General features: G+C 66.7%; 16 protein-coding genes. 12 read left to right on the forward strand and 4 right to left on the reverse strand.

Annotated features, from left to right (window positions below; genetic code table 11):
* Positions 1–14: 14 nt before the first annotated feature.
* Both ACSQ24_RS09720 and ACSQ24_RS09725 read right to left on the reverse strand, forming a co-directional pair.
* The gene (locus tag ACSQ24_RS09720) at positions 15–416 is read right to left on the reverse strand and encodes a type II toxin-antitoxin system VapC family toxin (protein WP_436094471.1); all 402 of its coding nucleotides are present in this window, start codon (positions 414–416) and stop codon (positions 15–17) included.
* The gene (locus ACSQ24_RS09725; protein ID WP_284170354.1) at positions 413–649 is read right to left on the reverse strand and encodes an antitoxin; all 237 of its coding nucleotides are present in this window, start codon (positions 647–649) and stop codon (positions 413–415) included. Before ACSQ24_RS09725 ends, ACSQ24_RS09720 begins: the two co-directional genes overlap by 4 nt.
* A 300-nt stretch (positions 650–949) precedes the next feature.
* Here ACSQ24_RS09725 and ACSQ24_RS09730 point away from each other — a divergent pair, with 300 nt between their 5' ends.
* From ACSQ24_RS09730 to ACSQ24_RS09765, 8 genes are all read left to right on the forward strand, one after another.
* The gene (locus ACSQ24_RS09730) at positions 950–2146 is read left to right on the forward strand and encodes an ABC transporter substrate-binding protein (protein ID WP_436094472.1); all 1197 of its coding nucleotides are present in this window, start codon (positions 950–952) and stop codon (positions 2144–2146) included.
* Between the two features lie 413 nt (positions 2147–2559).
* A complete protein-coding gene (rpsM, locus tag ACSQ24_RS09735) occupies positions 2560–2928 on the forward strand; it encodes a 30S ribosomal protein S13 (protein ID WP_436094473.1) in 369 nt (122 codons plus the stop codon).
* A 119-nt stretch (positions 2929–3047) separates the two neighbouring features.
* Positions 3048–3437: a 30S ribosomal protein S11 gene (gene rpsK / locus ACSQ24_RS09740; RefSeq protein WP_043237079.1), complete on the forward strand. Its 390-nt coding sequence runs from the start codon at positions 3048–3050 to the stop codon at positions 3435–3437.
* Between the two features lie 92 nt (positions 3438–3529).
* Positions 3530–4546 carry a DNA-directed RNA polymerase subunit alpha gene (locus tag ACSQ24_RS09745; RefSeq protein WP_110489267.1) on the forward strand — a complete coding sequence of 339 codons (1017 nt, stop codon included), beginning with the start codon at positions 3530–3532 and terminating at the stop codon, positions 4544–4546.
* A gap of 130 nt (positions 4547–4676) precedes the next feature.
* Positions 4677–5096 carry a 50S ribosomal protein L17 gene (gene rplQ / locus ACSQ24_RS09750; RefSeq protein ID WP_436094474.1) on the forward strand — a complete coding sequence of 140 codons (420 nt, stop codon included), beginning with the start codon at positions 4677–4679 and terminating at the stop codon, positions 5094–5096.
* Between the two features lie 212 nt (positions 5097–5308).
* Positions 5309–6265, forward strand: a complete 957-nt coding sequence (locus ACSQ24_RS09755; protein WP_436094475.1) for a tripartite tricarboxylate transporter substrate-binding protein — start codon at positions 5309–5311, stop codon at positions 6263–6265.
* 369 nt (positions 6266–6634) lie between these two features.
* On the forward strand, positions 6635–8056 hold the full coding sequence (locus ACSQ24_RS09760) for a DegQ family serine endoprotease (RefSeq protein ID WP_436094476.1): 1422 nt from the start codon (positions 6635–6637) through the stop codon (positions 8054–8056).
* Between the two features lie 121 nt (positions 8057–8177).
* The gene (locus tag ACSQ24_RS09765; RefSeq protein WP_436094477.1) at positions 8178–9485 is read left to right on the forward strand and encodes a replication-associated recombination protein A; all 1308 of its coding nucleotides are present in this window, start codon (positions 8178–8180) and stop codon (positions 9483–9485) included.
* A 150-nt stretch (positions 9486–9635) separates the two neighbouring features.
* Here ACSQ24_RS09765 and ACSQ24_RS09770 read toward each other — a convergent pair whose 3' ends face one another.
* A complete protein-coding gene (locus ACSQ24_RS09770) occupies positions 9636–10952 on the reverse strand; it encodes a hypothetical protein (protein WP_436094478.1) in 1317 nt (438 codons plus the stop codon).
* 286 nt (positions 10953–11238) lie between these two features.
* Here ACSQ24_RS09770 and crcB point away from each other — a divergent pair, with 286 nt between their 5' ends.
* From crcB to ACSQ24_RS09790, 4 genes are all read left to right on the forward strand, one after another.
* A complete protein-coding gene (gene crcB / locus ACSQ24_RS09775; protein WP_436097861.1) occupies positions 11239–11622 on the forward strand; it encodes a fluoride efflux transporter CrcB in 384 nt (127 codons plus the stop codon).
* On the forward strand, positions 11619–12935 hold the full coding sequence (locus ACSQ24_RS09780; RefSeq protein WP_436094479.1) for an RluA family pseudouridine synthase: 1317 nt from the start codon (positions 11619–11621) through the stop codon (positions 12933–12935). The genes crcB and ACSQ24_RS09780 overlap by 4 nt, the downstream gene beginning before the upstream one ends.
* A 109-nt stretch (positions 12936–13044) precedes the next feature.
* Positions 13045–13542: a hypothetical protein gene (locus tag ACSQ24_RS09785; protein WP_436094480.1), complete on the forward strand. Its 498-nt coding sequence runs from the start codon at positions 13045–13047 to the stop codon at positions 13540–13542.
* A 71-nt stretch (positions 13543–13613) separates the two neighbouring features.
* Entirely contained in the window at positions 13614–14294 is a 681-nt protein-coding gene (locus ACSQ24_RS09790) for an HAD-IA family hydrolase (protein WP_436094481.1), read from the forward strand.
* 287 nt (positions 14295–14581) lie between these two features.
* On the opposite strand, the gene ACSQ24_RS09795 is transcribed toward ACSQ24_RS09790, so the two are convergent.
* Entirely contained in the window at positions 14582–15958 is a 1377-nt protein-coding gene (locus ACSQ24_RS09795; RefSeq protein ID WP_436094482.1) for a M20/M25/M40 family metallo-hydrolase, read from the reverse strand.
* Positions 15959–16171: the final 213 nt, after the last annotated feature.

A 16171-nucleotide genomic window follows, 5' to 3' on the forward strand; every position in this document is an offset into this window, starting at 1 on the left:
CAGTATCGAAGCCCTCAGCTCAGCCAGTTCTCTATCGCGAGCCCGTCGACGCGCGCGAACTCTTTGGCGTTAGCCGTGACCATGACACAGCCGAGCGCCAGAGCCTGCGCAGCGATGAGCATGTCGTTGCCGCCGATGGGTTGGCCCTTGGCTTCGAGAGCCGTACGCAGATCAGCGTAAGCGCGTGAGGCTGCTTCGTCGAAAGCAATGGTCTCGATCTCGAAGAGCAGGGCCTCGACGGTCGCCGACAGGCGCGCCGAGCCGGCTTTCCGGCAACCATAGCGCAATTCGGCCGCGACGATCACGCTCGTCAGAATTTGGCGATCCCCGATCTCGGCGATGCGCTTGGCGATACGACCCTGGGGCTGCCGGATCAGATCGGAAATAATGTTGGTGTCGAGCAGGTAACGCGTCAAAGGCCACGCTCCGGCGCCGGCGGAGGATCGGCGATCTCCGGGAAAGCCTCGTCGAGCGGCTCCAGCCCGGCGAGCAGGGCGGTCAATCCCCGCTTCGCGAGCGGCTCGATGACGAGGCGGTCGCCGTCGCGGCGCATCAGCGCCTCGTCGCCGGGAAGCTCGAACTCCACAGGAATGCGAACCGCCTGGTTGCGGCCATTGCGGAACAGCCTGACATGCCGAATCTCGTTCATTCGTGTCTTTCACGCGCTGTTGGCATATGTCAGAGCATATGCCTCAGCGGCGCTAGCCGCAAGGTCGAGGTTGGGCACCGTTGTCGGATGAGGCGGCGATCCAGCAGGGAGAGGGGGCGGTGCACATTTAGGCCGGCGCAGGCGCGGTTTCCCGCGCCACTCCCGCAATTGACACATCTCCTTCCGGGCACTGAACTCGGCTGAGGCCGATAACGGCCAAGACACGGCAGCGGCGGCAGCCAAGGCTGGTGGCATATGCCATCACCGATCAGCCGACCGGCCGGAGATCGGGAGGACGGCATGAAACGGATAGCTTGCCTTGTGGCGGCTGCGCTGCTCGCGGCCGCATCGACCGCGCGGGCGCAGGATGCGGTCAAGATCGGCATCCTCAACGACCAGTCGGGCACCTATGCCGAGTTCGGCGGGCTCGGCTCGGTCGAGGCGGCGAAGCTGGCGATCGAGGATTTTGGCGGCTCGGTGCTGGGCAAGCCGATCGAGATCGTCGCCGCCGACCATCAGAACAAGCCGGATGTGGCCGCCGGCCTGGCCCGGCGCTGGTACGATGTCGACGGCGTCACGGCGATCGCCGACCTGACCAATTCGGCGGTTGCGCTCGCCGTCGCGGGGATCGCGAAGGAGAAGCAGAAGGTCGCGCTCTACAATGGGCCGGCGACGACGCGGCTCTTCAACGAGGACTGCATGGCCACCGGCTTCATGTGGACCTTCGACACGGCGACCTCGGCCAAGGGTACGGCGTTGTCGGTCCTGCGCGAAGGCGGCGACAGCTGGTACATCATCGCCGCCGACTATGCCTTCGGCCACCAGCTCACCGCCGACATCGAGACGATCGTCGCGGCCAATGGCGGCAAGACGCTCGGCACCGTGCGCGCGCCGCTGTCGACGCCGGACTTCTCGTCCTTCCTGCTGCAGGCGCAGGCCTCCAAGGCCAAGATCGTCGCCTTCGCCAATGCCGGTACCGACACGATCAACTCGATCAAGCAGGCCGGTGAGTTCGGCCTCGTCGACGGCGGCCAGAAGCTCGCGGCCATGGTCGTGGTGCTGAGCGACGTGCACGGGCTCGGGCTCGACAAGGCCAAGGGGCTGATCACCACCACCGCCTATTACCACGACGCCGACAAGCCGAGCCGCGCCTGGGCCGATCGCTACATGGCGCGCACCAAGAAGATGCCGGGCATGATCCAGGCCAGCGTCTATTCCTCCGTGCTGCACTATCTCAAGGCGGTGAAGGCGGCCGGCACGGCGGCGGGCCCGGCGGTCGCGGCCAAGATGAAGGAGCTGCCGGTCGACGACTTCTTTGCGCCCGGCGCCAAGGTCCGCGAGGATGGCCGGCTGATGAACGACATGTTGCTGGTCGAGGCCAAGGCGCCGTCGGAGTCGAAGGCGCCATGGGATTATTTCAAGGTCGTCCGCAAGATACCGGCGGCCGAGATCATCGCGCCGCTGTCGGAGAGCAAGTGCCCGCTGGTCAAGAAGTGAGGCGTGCGCGATTCCCTTCCCCCCGCTTGCGGTGGGGAAGGGTTAGGGATGGGGGGCCGGAAAGCAGGGCTCGAGATTTTTCCAATCCGGCGCCAAGCGGCGCTGCCCCCCACCCAACCCTCCCCACCGCAGGCGGGGGGAGGGCTTTGCGCATTCCGGGAACGGTGAGAAAGCCTTTCAAGCGATTGCCCCGGTAGCCTGCGCCCCTGGCTTGACAGGGCACGCCCAACCGACTACCAGCGCGCAATCCGGTTTCAGATGAGCGATGCCGATGCCTTCGCAAGAAGGGTCGACGTCGCGTTCTCGCGTGGACTGGGTTCAAACGCTCCGCAAGGGCCGGCCTCCACCGGACGCGGAGTTCTTGTCATTGTCGTGGCGCCTCGCGTCATGGCCGCAATGGAGAGGTGAAGAACATGGCTCGTATCGCGGGCGTCAACATTCCGACCGGCAAGCGCGTCGTCATCGGTCTGCAGTACATTCACGGCATCGGTTCGGCCAAGGCGCAGGAAATCTGCACCAAGGTCGGCATCGCCGCCGAGCGCCGGGTCAACCAGCTGACCGACGCCGAGGTTCTCCAGATCCGCGAGACGATCGACCGCGATTATCTCGTCGAGGGCGATCTGCGCCGCGAAGTCTCGATGAACATCAAGCGCCTGATGGACCTCGGCTGCTATCGCGGCCTGCGCCATCGCCGCTCGCTGCCGGTGCGCGGCCAGCGCACCCACACCAACGCCCGCACCCGCAAGGGCAAGGCGAAGCCGATCGCCGGCAAGAAGAAGTGAGTTTCGGCGGGCCGGACAACCGGCTCGCCGCATTTTACGTCGCCTGACCCGCCCGCGGGCAGGCGATATCCCCAGCGCCTGGAATCACGGGCGCGCCTGAAGGATGGAAGAAAGAGACTATGGCCAAGGAAGCCCAGCGCGTCCGTCGTCGCGAACGCAAGAACATCGTTTCCGGCGTCGCGCATGTGAACGCCTCGTTCAACAACACCATGATCACCATCACCGACGCGCAGGGCAACACGATCTCGTGGTCGTCCGCCGGCACGATGGGCTTCAAGGGCTCGCGCAAGTCGACCCCCTATGCCGCCCAGGTCGCCGCCGAGGACGCCGCCCGCAAGGCTGCCGAGCATGGCATGCGCACCCTCGAGGTCGAGGTCACCGGTCCGGGTTCGGGCCGCGAATCGGCGCTGCGCGCGCTGCAGGCCGCCGGCTTCACCGTCACCTCGATCCGCGACGTGACGCCGATCCCGCACAATGGCTGCCGGCCGCGCAAGCGTCGCCGCGTCTAAAGCCTTAGCCGGATCGAAGCGGCGTCCGCAGGGGCGGACGCCGGTACGGGGCGGCCCGCCGCCGCCATTATTGAATCACCAGGAGTGCGGTCGTGATCAGCAAGAATTGGCAGGATCTGTCCAAGCCTAACAAGCTCGAAGTCAAGGTCGGAGACGACCCGAAGCGTCAGGCCACCGTGATTGCGCGTCCGCTCGAGCGTGGCTTCGGCATGACGCTCGGCAACGCGCTGCGCCGCGTGCTGCTCTCCTCGCTCCAGGGCGCGGCTGTCACCGCCGTCCAGATCGACGGTGTGCTGCATGAGTTCTCCTCGATCCCGGGCGTCCGCGAGGACGTCACCGATATCGTCCTGAACATCAAGGCGATCGCCATCAAGATGCAGGGCGAGGGTCCCAAGCGCATGACCCTGCGCAAGACCGGCCCGGGCACCGTCACGGCCGGCGACATCAACACCATCGGCGACGTCTCGATCCTCAACCCCGAGCTCGTGCTCTGCACGCTCGACGAGGGCTCCGAGATCCGCATGGAGTTCACGGTCAACACCGGCAAGGGCTACGTCCCCTCCGAGCAGAACCGTCCCGAGGACGCGCCGATCGGCCTGATCCCGGTCGACAGCCTCTACTCGCCGGTCAAGAAGGTCTCCTATCGCGTCGAGAACACCCGCGAGGGCCAGAACCTCGACCGCGACATGCTGACCATGCAGATCGAGACCAACGGCTCGGTCACCCCCGAGGACGCGCTGGCGCTCGCCGCCCGCATCCTGCAGGACCAGCTCGCCGTCTTCATCACCTTCGAAGAGCCGCGCAAGGAAGAGGCCGTCTCGACCGCGCCGCAGCTGCCGTTCAACCCGGCTTTGCTCAAGAAGGTCGACGAGCTCGAGCTGTCCGTCCGCTCGGCGAACTGCCTGAAGAACGACAACATCGTCTATATCGGCGACCTGATTCAGAAGTCGGAGGGCGAGATGCTGCGCACCCCGAACTTCGGCCGCAAGTCGCTGAACGAGATCAAGGAAGTGCTCGCCACCATGGGCCTCCATCTCGGCATGGACGTGCAGGGCTGGCCGCCGGAAAACATCGAAGAGCTGGCCAAGCGCTTCGAGGAACACTACTGAGATTACGAGTGGCGAAATGGCGAATGGCGAGTGGTTCGCTCTATTCGCCATTTCGCTATTCATCATTCGCCCTATCAGAACGAACGGCCGTACCGTGGCACGGCGGCCGTAAAATCAATGGAGAGCCAAAATGCGTCACGGATTTCGCGGTCGCCGTTTCAACCGCACGGCCGAGCATCGCCAGGCGATGTTCGCCAACATGGCCCAGGCCCTGATCAAGCACGAGCAGATCACCACCACGCTGCCGAAGGCCAAGGACCTGCGTCCGGTCGTCGAGAAGCTGATCACGCTCGGCAAGCGCGGCGACCTGCACGCCCGCCGTCAGGCGATCGCGCAGATCAAGGACGTCGCCATCGTCGGCAAGCTCTTCGCCGTGCTCGGCCCGCGCTACAAGGAGCGCAATGGTGGCTATCTGCGCATCATGAAGGCGGGCTTCCGCTTCGGCGACAACGCCCCGCTCGCCGTGATCGAGTTCGTCGATCGCGACGTCGAGGCCAAGGGCAAGGATTCCGGCCCGGTCTTCACCGCGGATGACGAGCAGGCGGCCTGAGCCTCACCGGCATCAAGCATTTTTGAAAGGGCGGTCTTCGGGCCGCCCTTTTTCTTTGCCCGCGCAAATCGAAGATGGAACGATTGCTACGAGACATTGTTGCGCCTGCTCGCGCTTTTCGCTGCGTCAGGCCGATGCTAGCGTCATCCCGAACCGGGCAGGGCGGTACAACGCCACTGGGAAACAAGCCCGGGATCGAGGGAGATATCCGCATGAAGCGCGCTGCTCTGGCCGTTCTCGCTGCCATCGCAATCCTGCCGGCGCAGGCCCAGGACAAGTATCCGTCGAAGCCGATCAACATGCTGGTGCCGTTCGCCGCCGGCGGCTCTTCGGACGTGATCGCGCGTCTCGTCGGCGACGAGATGAGCCGGATTCTCGGCCAGCGGATCGTGATGGAGAACATGGGCGGGGCGGGCGGCGCGACCGCACTGACGCGGGCGGCGCGGGCCGAGCCCGACGGCTATACCATCGTGATCGGCAACAGCGGCACCAATGCCGCCTCCTACACGATCTACAACGACCTGAAGTATACGCCGGCCGATTTCGTGCCGATCGGCCTCGTCGCCAAGACCTCGCCGATGATCGCGCTGAAGCTCGACTTTCCGGCCAAGGACCTCAAGGAATTCCTAGCCTACGCCAAGGCGAACCCCGGCAAGATCAGCCTCGGCCACGCCGGCGTCGGCTCCTCGAACTATCTGATCTGCCGCAATTTCCTGAAGGCGTCCGGGCTCGACGTGGCGCTGGTGAGCTATCGCGGCGCGGGACCGGCGTTGAACGATCTGATGGGCGGGCAGATCGACGGCGTCTGCGATGCGGCGACCTCGCTCTCGGGCGCCGTCCAGGGCAACAAGGTCAAGGCACTGGTGGTGGCGACACCGCAGCGCCTGCCGAGCCTGCCGGAGGTGCCGACCTCGGCCGAGGCCGGGCTGCCGGCCTTCCAGGCCCAGGGCTGGAACGCGATCTTTGCGCCGAAGGGCACGCCGCAGCCGGTGATCGAGACGTTGAACCAGGCGCTGCGGACGGCGCTCGCCAGTGAGAGGCTGCACGGGCGTTTCAAGGAACTTTCGTCCGTGCTCCCCGAGAAGGACGAGATGTCGCCGGAGTTCGTCGCCAAGATGCTTCCGGCCGAGATCGAGAAGTACAAGGTGCTGCTGAGTGACGCGAAGTAGGGGGGAGCTGCGCATCCTACGAGCGCGCGCTCTTTCCTTCTCCCCCTGCGGGAGAAGGTGGCCCGAAGGGCCGGATGAGGGGTCGCTCAGGTCTGGAAGGTTTCGCCGCGGGCTGGACGCTTGCGATTAGCGTCGCGCGACCCCTCACCCTAGCCCTCTCCCGCAAGGGGAGAGGGGACTGCCGCCGCCATTGCTCATTATGGCTGGCGCAAAGTCGCCATGATTTCCATCTTTAGGTTCGGCGAGCCGGCGCGGGGAACCGCGCCGGCTTTTGGTGCGTTCGGCGTTCGGCATTTGCTGCGGCGCATTGGTTTCCGCTATCGCGTAGCTATGTCCTTCATCGACTCATGTCCCAGGCGGGAGAAATTCATGGTCCAGTCCAGCGCCCGAGGCTTGCGGCTCGCACTGATCGCGGCATGCCTGACGTCGCTGCCGGTGGGCACTGCGCTGGCCCAGGCCCGGCAGGTGCCCGAAGCGCGCCAGCAGATCACGCTGTCCTTCGCGCCTGTCGTGCAGAAGACGGCGCCCTCGGTCGTCAACGTCTATGGCACCCGCGTCGAGCGGCGGCCGCAGAACCCGTTCATGGACGACCCCTTCTTCCGTCGCTTCTTCGGTGATGGCGGCTTTGGCCTGCCGCGCGAGCAGGTGCAGCGCTCGCTCGGCTCGGGCGTGATCGTCGATGCCGGCGGGCTGGTGGTCACCAACAACCACGTCATCGAGGGCATGACCGAGGTCAAGGTCGCGCTCTCCGACAAGCGTGAGTTCGAAGCGGCGATCCTGCTGCGCGATCCACGTACCGATCTCGCCGTGCTCAAGCTCAAGGGCGTCAAGGACCTGGCTGCGATCGAAGTCGGCGATTCCGATACGTTGCAGATCGGCGACCTCGTGCTGGCGATCGGCAACCCGTTCGGTGTCGGCCAGACGGTGACGCAAGGCATCATCTCGGCCCTGGCCCGCACCCAGGTCGGCGTCGGCGACGCCCAGTCCTTCATCCAGACCGACGCGGCGATCAACCCCGGCAATTCCGGTGGCGCGCTGGTCGACATGCAGGGCCGGCTCACCGGCATCAATACTGCGATTTTCTCGAAGTCGGGGGGCAGTGTCGGCATCGGCTTTGCGATTCCTTCGGCGATGGTGCGTGTCGTCGTCGAGAGCGCGAAGACGGGAGCAGCGACTGTGCGCCGGGCCTGGTTCGGGGCGCGGCTGCAGGCGCTGACCCAGGACGTCGCTGACGGGCTTGGACTCGACCGGCCAGCCGGCTCGGTCGTCGCCAGCGTCGTCGAGTCGGGGCCGGCGGCTGAAGGCGGCCTCAAGCGCTCGGATGTGATCCTCGCGGTCGACGGCGTCGGTGTCGACGATCCCGAGAGCTTCGGCTACCGCTTCGCGACCCGGCCGATCGGCGGCACGACGCAGCTCACCGTGTTGCGGAGCGGCAAGCGCATCACTGTCCCGATCAAGTTGACGCCGGCGCCGGAGACGCGCCCGCGCGAGCCGGTCAAGGTCGCCGGCCGTTCGCCCTTCACCGGCCTGACCGTGCTGAACCTGTCGCCGGCCGTCGCCGAGGAACTCTCGATCGACCTCTCGACCGAGGGCGTCGTCGTCAGCGAGATCGAGGAGGGTAGCGCGGCCGCTCGTGTCGGCTTCCGCAAGGGCGATCTCATCCTCGCGATCAATGGCGAGCGCATCAACGCCTCGCGCGACATCGAGCTGGCGACGCGCGAGCGCAAGCGCTCCTGGGAGGTGACGATCTCGCGCGGCGGCCAGAGCGTGACCTCGACGTTCGGCGGGTGAGGGCGGTGTTGAGTCATTTCGTCATTCTCGGGCGAAGCGAAGCGCAGAGCCGAGAATCTCGTGACCAGATGGCTGGTTTCCGAGATGCTCGGGTCAAGCCCGAGCATGACGACCGGTTATCATGAGCGACCTCTTCTCCGCCTCGGGCCTCGACAAGTCCGGTCCGCGCCCGCTCGCCGACCGGGTACGGCCGACGACGCTCGGCGAGATCGCCGGCCAGGATCACCTGACCGGCGAGGATGGCGTCCTGACTAGGCTGATCGCCTCGGGCTCGCTCGGCAGCCTGATCTTCTGGGGCCCGCCCGGCACCGGCAAGACGACGGTGGCGCGCCTGCTCGCGGGGCAGACCGATCTCGGCTTCGAGCAGATCAGCGCGATCTTCTCCGGTGTCGCCGATCTGAAGAAGGCGTTCGATGCAGCCCGCGGCCGCCGGCTCGGCGGCAAGGGCACCTTGCTGTTCGTCGACGAGATCCATCGCTTCAACCGGGCCCAGCAGGATGCCTTCCTGCCGGTGATGGAGGACGGCACGATCACGCTGGTCGGCGCCACCACGGAGAACCCGTCCTTCGCGCTCAACGCGGCGCTCCTGTCGCGGGCTCGCGTCCTGACCTTCAAGGCGCTCGACGAGGCGGCTCTGCTCTTCCTGCTCGGCCGGGCCGAGGCGCTGGAGAATCGCGAATTGCCGCTGACGCCGGAGGCGCGGCTGGCGCTGGCGCGCTTCGCCGATGGCGACGGGCGGGCGGTGCTGACGCTCGCCGAGGAAACCTGGCGCGCCGCCAAGCCGGACGAGATCTTCGACGAAGCGGGCTTGAGCGAGGTGATCCAGCGCCGCGCGCCGATCTACGACAAGGCGCAGGATGGCCACTACAACCTGATCTCGGCCCTGCACAAGACGATCCGCGGCTCCGATCCTGACGCTGCGCTCTACTATTTTGCCCGCATGCTCGACGCCGGCGAGGATCCGCGCTTCCTGGCGCGGCGGCTGGTCCGCATGGCGGTCGAAGATATCGGCCTCGCCGACCCGCAGGCCCTGATGCATGCGCGTGCCGCCGCCGAGACCTATGAGCAGCTCGGCTCGCCCGAAGGCGAACTCGCGCTGGCCAATACGGTGATCTATCTCGCCACCGCGCCGAAATCGAATGCGGCCTATGTCGCCTACAAGGCGGCGATGAGCGTCGCCAAGCAGGCCGGATCGCTGACGCCGCCCAAGACGATCCTGAACGCGCCGACCAAGCTGATGAAGACCGAGGGCTACGGCGCCGACTACGCTTACGACCACGACGCGCCCGACGCCTTTTCCGGCCAGAACTATTGGCCCGACGCGCTCGGCCGCCAGCGCTTCTACGACCCGCCGGAGCGCGGTTTCGAACGCGAGATCAGGAAGCGCCTGGAGTATTGGGAAAAGCTGCGGCAGGAGCGCGGGGAGTAGGCACGCTCAGCTCGCGTCATGCTCGGGCTTGACCCGAGCATCTCAGGCCGGAGGAGGCTCCAGTCGGCGCCTACTGGTCCTGAGATTCTCGGGTCTGCGCTTCGCTCCGCCCGAGAATGACGTCGGGATGCGGCCGAACACCCGGCCGCCTCAGAAACTCCGCTCGATAAAAACCTGCGTCGAGATCTGCCGCCCCGCTAACCCAACTGGAATCTCGCGTCCGGTCAGTGCGATCTTCGCCCAGGCGACCGAGCTCTCGATCCCGGCCTTGAAGCCCTCGATCGGAGTCCAGACCAGATTGGCGGCGAGGCGGTCGATCCTGACCTCGCCGCGAATCTGGCCCGGCAGCGGCACCTCCAGCCAATAGCGGCTGAGATAGGCGTTGCTGGCGATCTGCTCGGTCCATTCGTAGCGGCCGGAGACGAGCGCGGAGAAGCCGCGCGTGGCATCGCTCGCCAGCAGCACGCGGCTGACGGTGCGGGCATCGAGCTGCGAGCCGATATAGGGCGCGCCGTCGATCGCGCCGGCGAGCTGGGCGGTCAGGCTCCAGCCCTTGCCGAACGCCTCGCCTTCATAGGTTGCGCCGATGATGCCGGCCCGGCCGAAGCGGGACGGCGTGCCGGGGATCTCGCGCAGCGCCAGCGCGCCATGCATCGTCCAGCCGCCTTGCGCATAGACCAGCCGGCCGATCGCGTCGGGTACTCGCCGGCCGCTCGGGATCGGCGCGGTCGAGGAGCTGTTGCCGAGTGCCGGATCCTCGAGGGCGAGCGTCGCGGTCCAGCTCTCGGTCAGCGGCAGCTCGAGCGCGATCACCCCGACGGTGCGTGAGGGGACGCGTGTCGAGAAGATGAACTCGTCGCCGGTCCAGAACGAGAAGCGCGAGGCATCGAGCCCGAAGGTCCAGGGACCGATGAGGATCGTCGCCTCGTCGATCGAGTTCTCGCTGACCCCGTCGACCGGGCTGTACAGGGTGAAGCCGAAGGCGGTGCCGATGCGCAGTCCCGATGAAAGCTCATGCGAGGTCGCGATCCGGAAGGCGGCGCTGACCGAGAATGACGTTACGTCGGAAGGCGGCGGCGGGCCGAGGCGCGAGGCCCGGAAGGCATCGCGCTGCATGCCGGCGCTGACCGTGCCGGTGATCGAGAGGCAGGTCGCCGTGCCCGGCAGGACGAGGCCGCGCTGCGGCGGATCGTCGTCGTCGTCGTCCTCTTCCTCGTCGCTGTCGTCGTCCGCCTCATCCTTGGCCGCGGCAGCTGCCTCTTTACTGGCGAACAACGGTGGGGTCTCGGGTAGCGCGATGGTGCAGGCGCGGGCGAAGCTTGGAGGCTGTGCCGGATGGGATGGCAGGCGCAGCGGCGCCGCGAAGGCGATCTGCGGCAGAAGTGCGAGGCCGAGCCCGGCCAGAAGCGCCGTGCTGGTCCATCCGCCTCCGAACTCAGAACCGCATGCCATCGGCGCGACGATCACCCCACGCTATCCAGCGTTTCTGCCGTTCGCAGGCGAGGCAAGTCAATTGCGTGGATGGGATTGAGGCAGGACAGCGATTTCCGTTGCCGGTGCGGCTCGCCCGTATGCCAAGCCGCAGAGGCTGACGAGAGAAGGCTACCATCTACAAGGCGCCGATGGTGCTCATCTGTCGGGGCCGGCCGGGGAGGGATCGAATCCGCGGGTAGGTGACGATATCAGGCCGAACCCGGCGCGTCCGCAGCGGATTTCGTTTGTGCGCGATGGCGCGGCGCTCTATGCCTCAGCGATGCTTTCCACCGCTCTCGTCTTCCTCGGCGCCGGCATCGGCGGCGTGCTCCGGCACGGCGTCAACCTCGTCTCGCTGAAATGGCTCGGCGCCTCGTTCCCCTATGGGACGCTGGCGATCAACATCCTCGGCTCCGGCATGATGGGGCTGGTCGCCGGCTTCCTCGCCTTTAAGGCCGGCGAAGGCTGGACGCAGAATGCACGGCTCTTCCTCGCCACCGGCATCCTCGGCGGCTTCACCACCTTCTCGGCCTTCTCGCTCGACGCCATGCTGCTCTGGGAGCGCGGCGAGGCGCTGCCGGCCGCGCTCTATGTGCTCGGCTCGGTCGTCCTCTCGCTCGCGGCGCTGGTCGCGGGACTATCCATCGTGCGGGGGCTGACATGAGAACCGGCGGCAAGGGAGCTGGGGGCAAGGGAACAGGCGGACCTGCGCGAGGCAACGGCCCCAAGCGCGGCGGCAGGCCGCCCGCTTCCGGCGCGCCGAAGGGCAAGCGCCCGAGCCATGACGCGCGCCGCTCGGCCCGCGCCAGGCCGCGTCCGGCGGAGGAAGAGGCCGTGCGCACCGAGCCGACGCGCAACCCGAAGCCACATCATCCCGCGCCGAGGGCGGCAGGACCGCGCAAGCCCGCACCGCGCAAGCCGCCGATCACGGATGCGCCGACGCGCGCCGAGGTCAAGGCCGTGACCGCCGAGGTACTCTCGACCGGCGTGCAGCAGCTCGTGGTGACGCCGGACGAGAACGAAATGCGGATCGACCGCTTTCTCGAGGCGCGCTTCCCGCAGCTCTCTTTCAGCCATATCCAGCGCATCGTCCGGAAGGGCGAACTGCGCGTCAACGGCAAGCGCGCCGACAGCAAGGACCGGCTCGAGGCCGGCCAGACCGTGCGCATCCCGCCGCTCAAGCTCGAGCAGGCGGCAGAGCGGCCGCGCTCGGCCAAGGCCGATGGTGACACGATCGGCTTCCTGCGCTCGATCACGCTCTATGAGGACGACGACGTCATCGTCCTCAACAAGCCGGCCGGCCTGGCCGTGCAGGGGGGCTCCGGCACGACCCGTCATGTCGACGGCATGCTCGATGCGCTCACCGGCAAGGACGGGCAGAAGCCGCGCCTCGTGCACCGGCTCGACAAGGACACCGCCGGCTGCCTCGTCATCGCCAAGTCGCGCTTTGCTGCGGCGACGCTGGCAAAAACCTTTCGCTCGCGCTCGGCGCGCAAGGTCTATTGGGCGCTGGTCGCCGGCGTGCCGCGCGTCCGCCAGGGCCGGATCTCGACCTATCTCGCCCGCGAGGAAGCCTATGACGGCGACCAGCGCATGGCGATCGCCGAGCATGGCGGGGAGGGCGCCATGCATGCCGTCACTTATTACGCCGTGGTCGAGACCGCGGCGCAGAAGCTCGGCTGGCTCTCGCTCAAGCCGGTGACCGGACGCACCCACCAGTTGCGTGCGCACGCCGCCCATATCGGCCATCCGATCGTCGGCGACCCCAAATACTTCAACATCCAGAACTGGGAATTGCCCGGCGGCATCCAGAACAAGCTGCATCTGCTCGCCCGGCGCATCGTGCTGCCGCATCCGCGCGGCAAGGGCACGATCGATGTCAGCGCGCCGCTGCCGCCGCATATGCGCCAGAGCTGGAACCTGCTCGGCTTCGAGGACGCGCCCTACGACCCGATCGTCGACGCGCCGGACGAGTAGGACAGTCCGCACGGGAAAGTTGCGTGACCTCACGTAAGAACACTTGCGGAACAAAACGCGTTATGTTCTAAGTTTGTTCCTGTGACCAGTTCATCACGGGAGGCTTTCCATGTTGCGCATTTCCCTGCTTGCCGCCGGCCTCGTTCTGACTTTCTCCTCCACGGTCTTTGCCCAGGCGCAGCCGGCTCCGGCCGCCTCGCAACCAGCCGCTGCAACGGCCGATGAGCCGGTGCCGCGTGCCGCTCGCGCCGAGGCACGGCGCGACTGCTATGCCGAGAACATCGCGCTCTCGGGCGACGATCTGCGCCGCGCCATGCGCGACTGCCTGCAGGAGCGCTTCCCGGGCGTGAAGCTCTATGCCAGCGACGGGCTGACCCGCGACGGCAAGCCCACCGCTGCGACGGCGCGGGCGGTCTGCAAGCAGGAGGCTGATGCAAGCGGGCTCAAGGGGGCCGAGCGGACCGCGTCGCTGGTCGCCTGCTTCAGCGGCAAGCGACCGGACCTTGCCCAGCGTGCCGAATGCCGCAAGGAGGCGCGCTCGAAAGGGCTCGATGGCGAGGCCTTGCGCACGGCCGTCGCCGAATGCGGCCGCAACCCGCAAGGATGAAGCCGTGGCGGCATGAGCGCCTTGCAGCGGTGGAGATGGCGGCATCTCGCCATCTCCTGTAGAGCGCCGGCATGGACCTCATCATCTTCGACCTCGACGGCACGCTGATCAATTCCGAAGCGATCATCCTCGGCGCCCAGTACGAGACCTTCGCACGCTGCGGCCGTGTCCACCCCGGTCGCGAAGCTGGCCTCGGTGTCATCGGGCTGACGCTGGATATCGCGCTGATGCGGGTCGCGGGGCTTGCCGAGCCGGACGACGTGCTGACGCAGACCTACAGGGACGTCTTCAACGGCATGCGCCAGCAGGCGGAGACCGATCCGTCTTTGGCCGAGCCGCTCTTTCCGGGCGTCGCTGAGCTGCTGACGACGCTGTCGCAGCGGCCGCAGACGATGCTCGGCGTCGCCACCGGCAAGTCGCGGCGCGGGGCAGACTACGCCATCGAACGCCATGGCTGGGCCAGCCTGTTCGCGACGACCCAGACGGCTGACGATGCGATATCGAAGCCGCATCCGGAGATGATCCTGCGGGCAATGGCCGAAACCGGCGTCGCGCCGGAGCGGACGCTGATGGTCGGCGACAGCACGTTCGACATGGAGATGGCGGTGGCGGCCGGCGTGACTCCGGTCGCGGTCTCCTGGGGCTTCCAGCCGGTCGCTGCATTGCGGGCGGCGGGCGCACGGCATGTGATCGAGAACTGCGCCGAGCTGGTCGGCATCGTCGACAGGCTGGCGGTGGCAGAACCAGCCTAAGGGGCGAACGGACCGCTCCCTGAGCAGGGCTGTCGCATTTGCTCCCTGAGCCCTCATCCTTCGAGACGCCATTCCATCTGGAATGGCGTCTCGAAGGATGCTCCAGGAGGCTCCGGAACCATCTGGAGCATCCTTCGAGACGCAGACCTGCGGTCCGCTCCTCAGGATGAGGGCTCAAAAAACCTAAATGCGATTTCCTTGCCTCCCGAGAGCTCGCTCCAATCAGCCTGCATCGCGAGCTGATTGGCAAACAATCCCTTTCCAAAAGTAAGAGACGGATTCACCGCTCAGGACGCCTCGATCCGGCCGAGCTCGTGCAACAGCGCAGCCCCAGTGCGAAGCCCACTGTAGAAGCAGTCGAGCGTCAGGTTCTCGTTTGGCGCGTGGTTGGCCTCGTCGGGGTTGGCATAGGGCGTGACGAAGGCGGGAATGCCGAGGATCTTGGTGAAGACATAGCCGGGCAGGCTGCCGAAACCCGCCGGGATCAGCAGCGGCTCCTCGCCCTGCGCTGCGACGAAGGCCCGGCGTAGCGGGGCGGTGTAGGGCGAGGCGATCGGCGTCTTCGAAGGCTGCATGCCGGCGTCGCCTGCGACGAACTCGACCTCCGGCGCGTGCTCAGCCACATGCGCCGCGACCTTGCGCAGGATGTCCTCGGGGTCCTGTGCGTCCACCAGGCGGATATCGCATTTCACCAAGGCTTCATTCGGCAGGACCGTCTTGGTGCCGGGACCGCCATAGCCGCCGTGGAAGCCGTTGATGGTCAGCGTCGGGCGGAAGCAGAGGCGTTCATAGAAGGGCCGGTCGGCCGGCGCATCGAGCCTTGTCAGACCGAGGCTGTGCTTGACCGCCTCGATGTCGAGCGGCAGGGCCTCGATAGCGGCGAGCTCCTCTTGGGTCGGCGCTTCGATGTCGTCATGGAGGCCGGCAATGGTGATCTCGCCCGCGGCGTTCTTCATGGTGCCGAGCAGATGCACCAGGGTCCAGATCGGGTTCGGCACGACGCCGCCGAAATTGCCGGAATGCACATCGCGGACGGCGTGGCGGCAGCGCAGCTCGAAGGAGACCACGCCGCGCGAACCGAACTTGATCGCAGCCGCCCCGCTGACATGACGCGGTCCGTCGGCGGTGACGGCGAGGTCGGCCTTGAGCATCGCCTTGTTGGCGCGCACGAAGCCGGCGATGTTCGGGCTGCCGATCTCCTCCTCGCCTTCCAGCAGCAGGATGACGTTGCAAGGCAGCGTGCCATGCACCTTGAGATGGGATTCGATGGCGAGGATCTGGGCGAAGTGCTGGCCCTTATTATCGCCGACGCCGCGCGCATAGATCCGGCCGTCACGGATCGTCGGCTCGAAGGGCGGTGAGACCCATTTGTCGAGCGGGTCGGGCGGCTGCACATCGTAATGGCCGTAGAGCAGCACGGTCGGCTTGCCCGGCGCCTTCGCCCAGCGTGCGACGACCATGGGATGCCCGTCGGTCGGCACCAGGCTGGTCTCCAGCCCGATTTCGGTCAGCATCTCGACCAGCAGCGCGCCGACTTCGGCGATGCCGATATTCTCGGCGCTGATGCTGGGATGGCGCAGATAGGCGATCAGGCGATCGAGGAAGGTGCCTCGGTTGGCGTCGATATGGTCGAAAACCGCAGCGAGCGTGTCGGGAGAAGCCATGGTCGCACTGCCTGCCTGAGGTGAGAATCCGGCGTCACGGTAGAGTGCCGCGTGCGCTTGCGTCCAATGCTCCAGACGCAGCCCGGAGAAGCGCGTGCGGGCACGGGGGAAAGGCCGCGCCAGTAACATCCTCGCAACCACGTCCGATCAGGACCGTTTAACCTGAACGCGCGTTCAGATTTGCGCGTTAACCACCTGCTGACGGGCTCGACT

The organism is Allobosea sp. LjRoot237 (assembly GCF_964253285.1).
Taxonomy (GTDB): Bacteria; Pseudomonadota; Alphaproteobacteria; order Rhizobiales; family Beijerinckiaceae; genus Allobosea.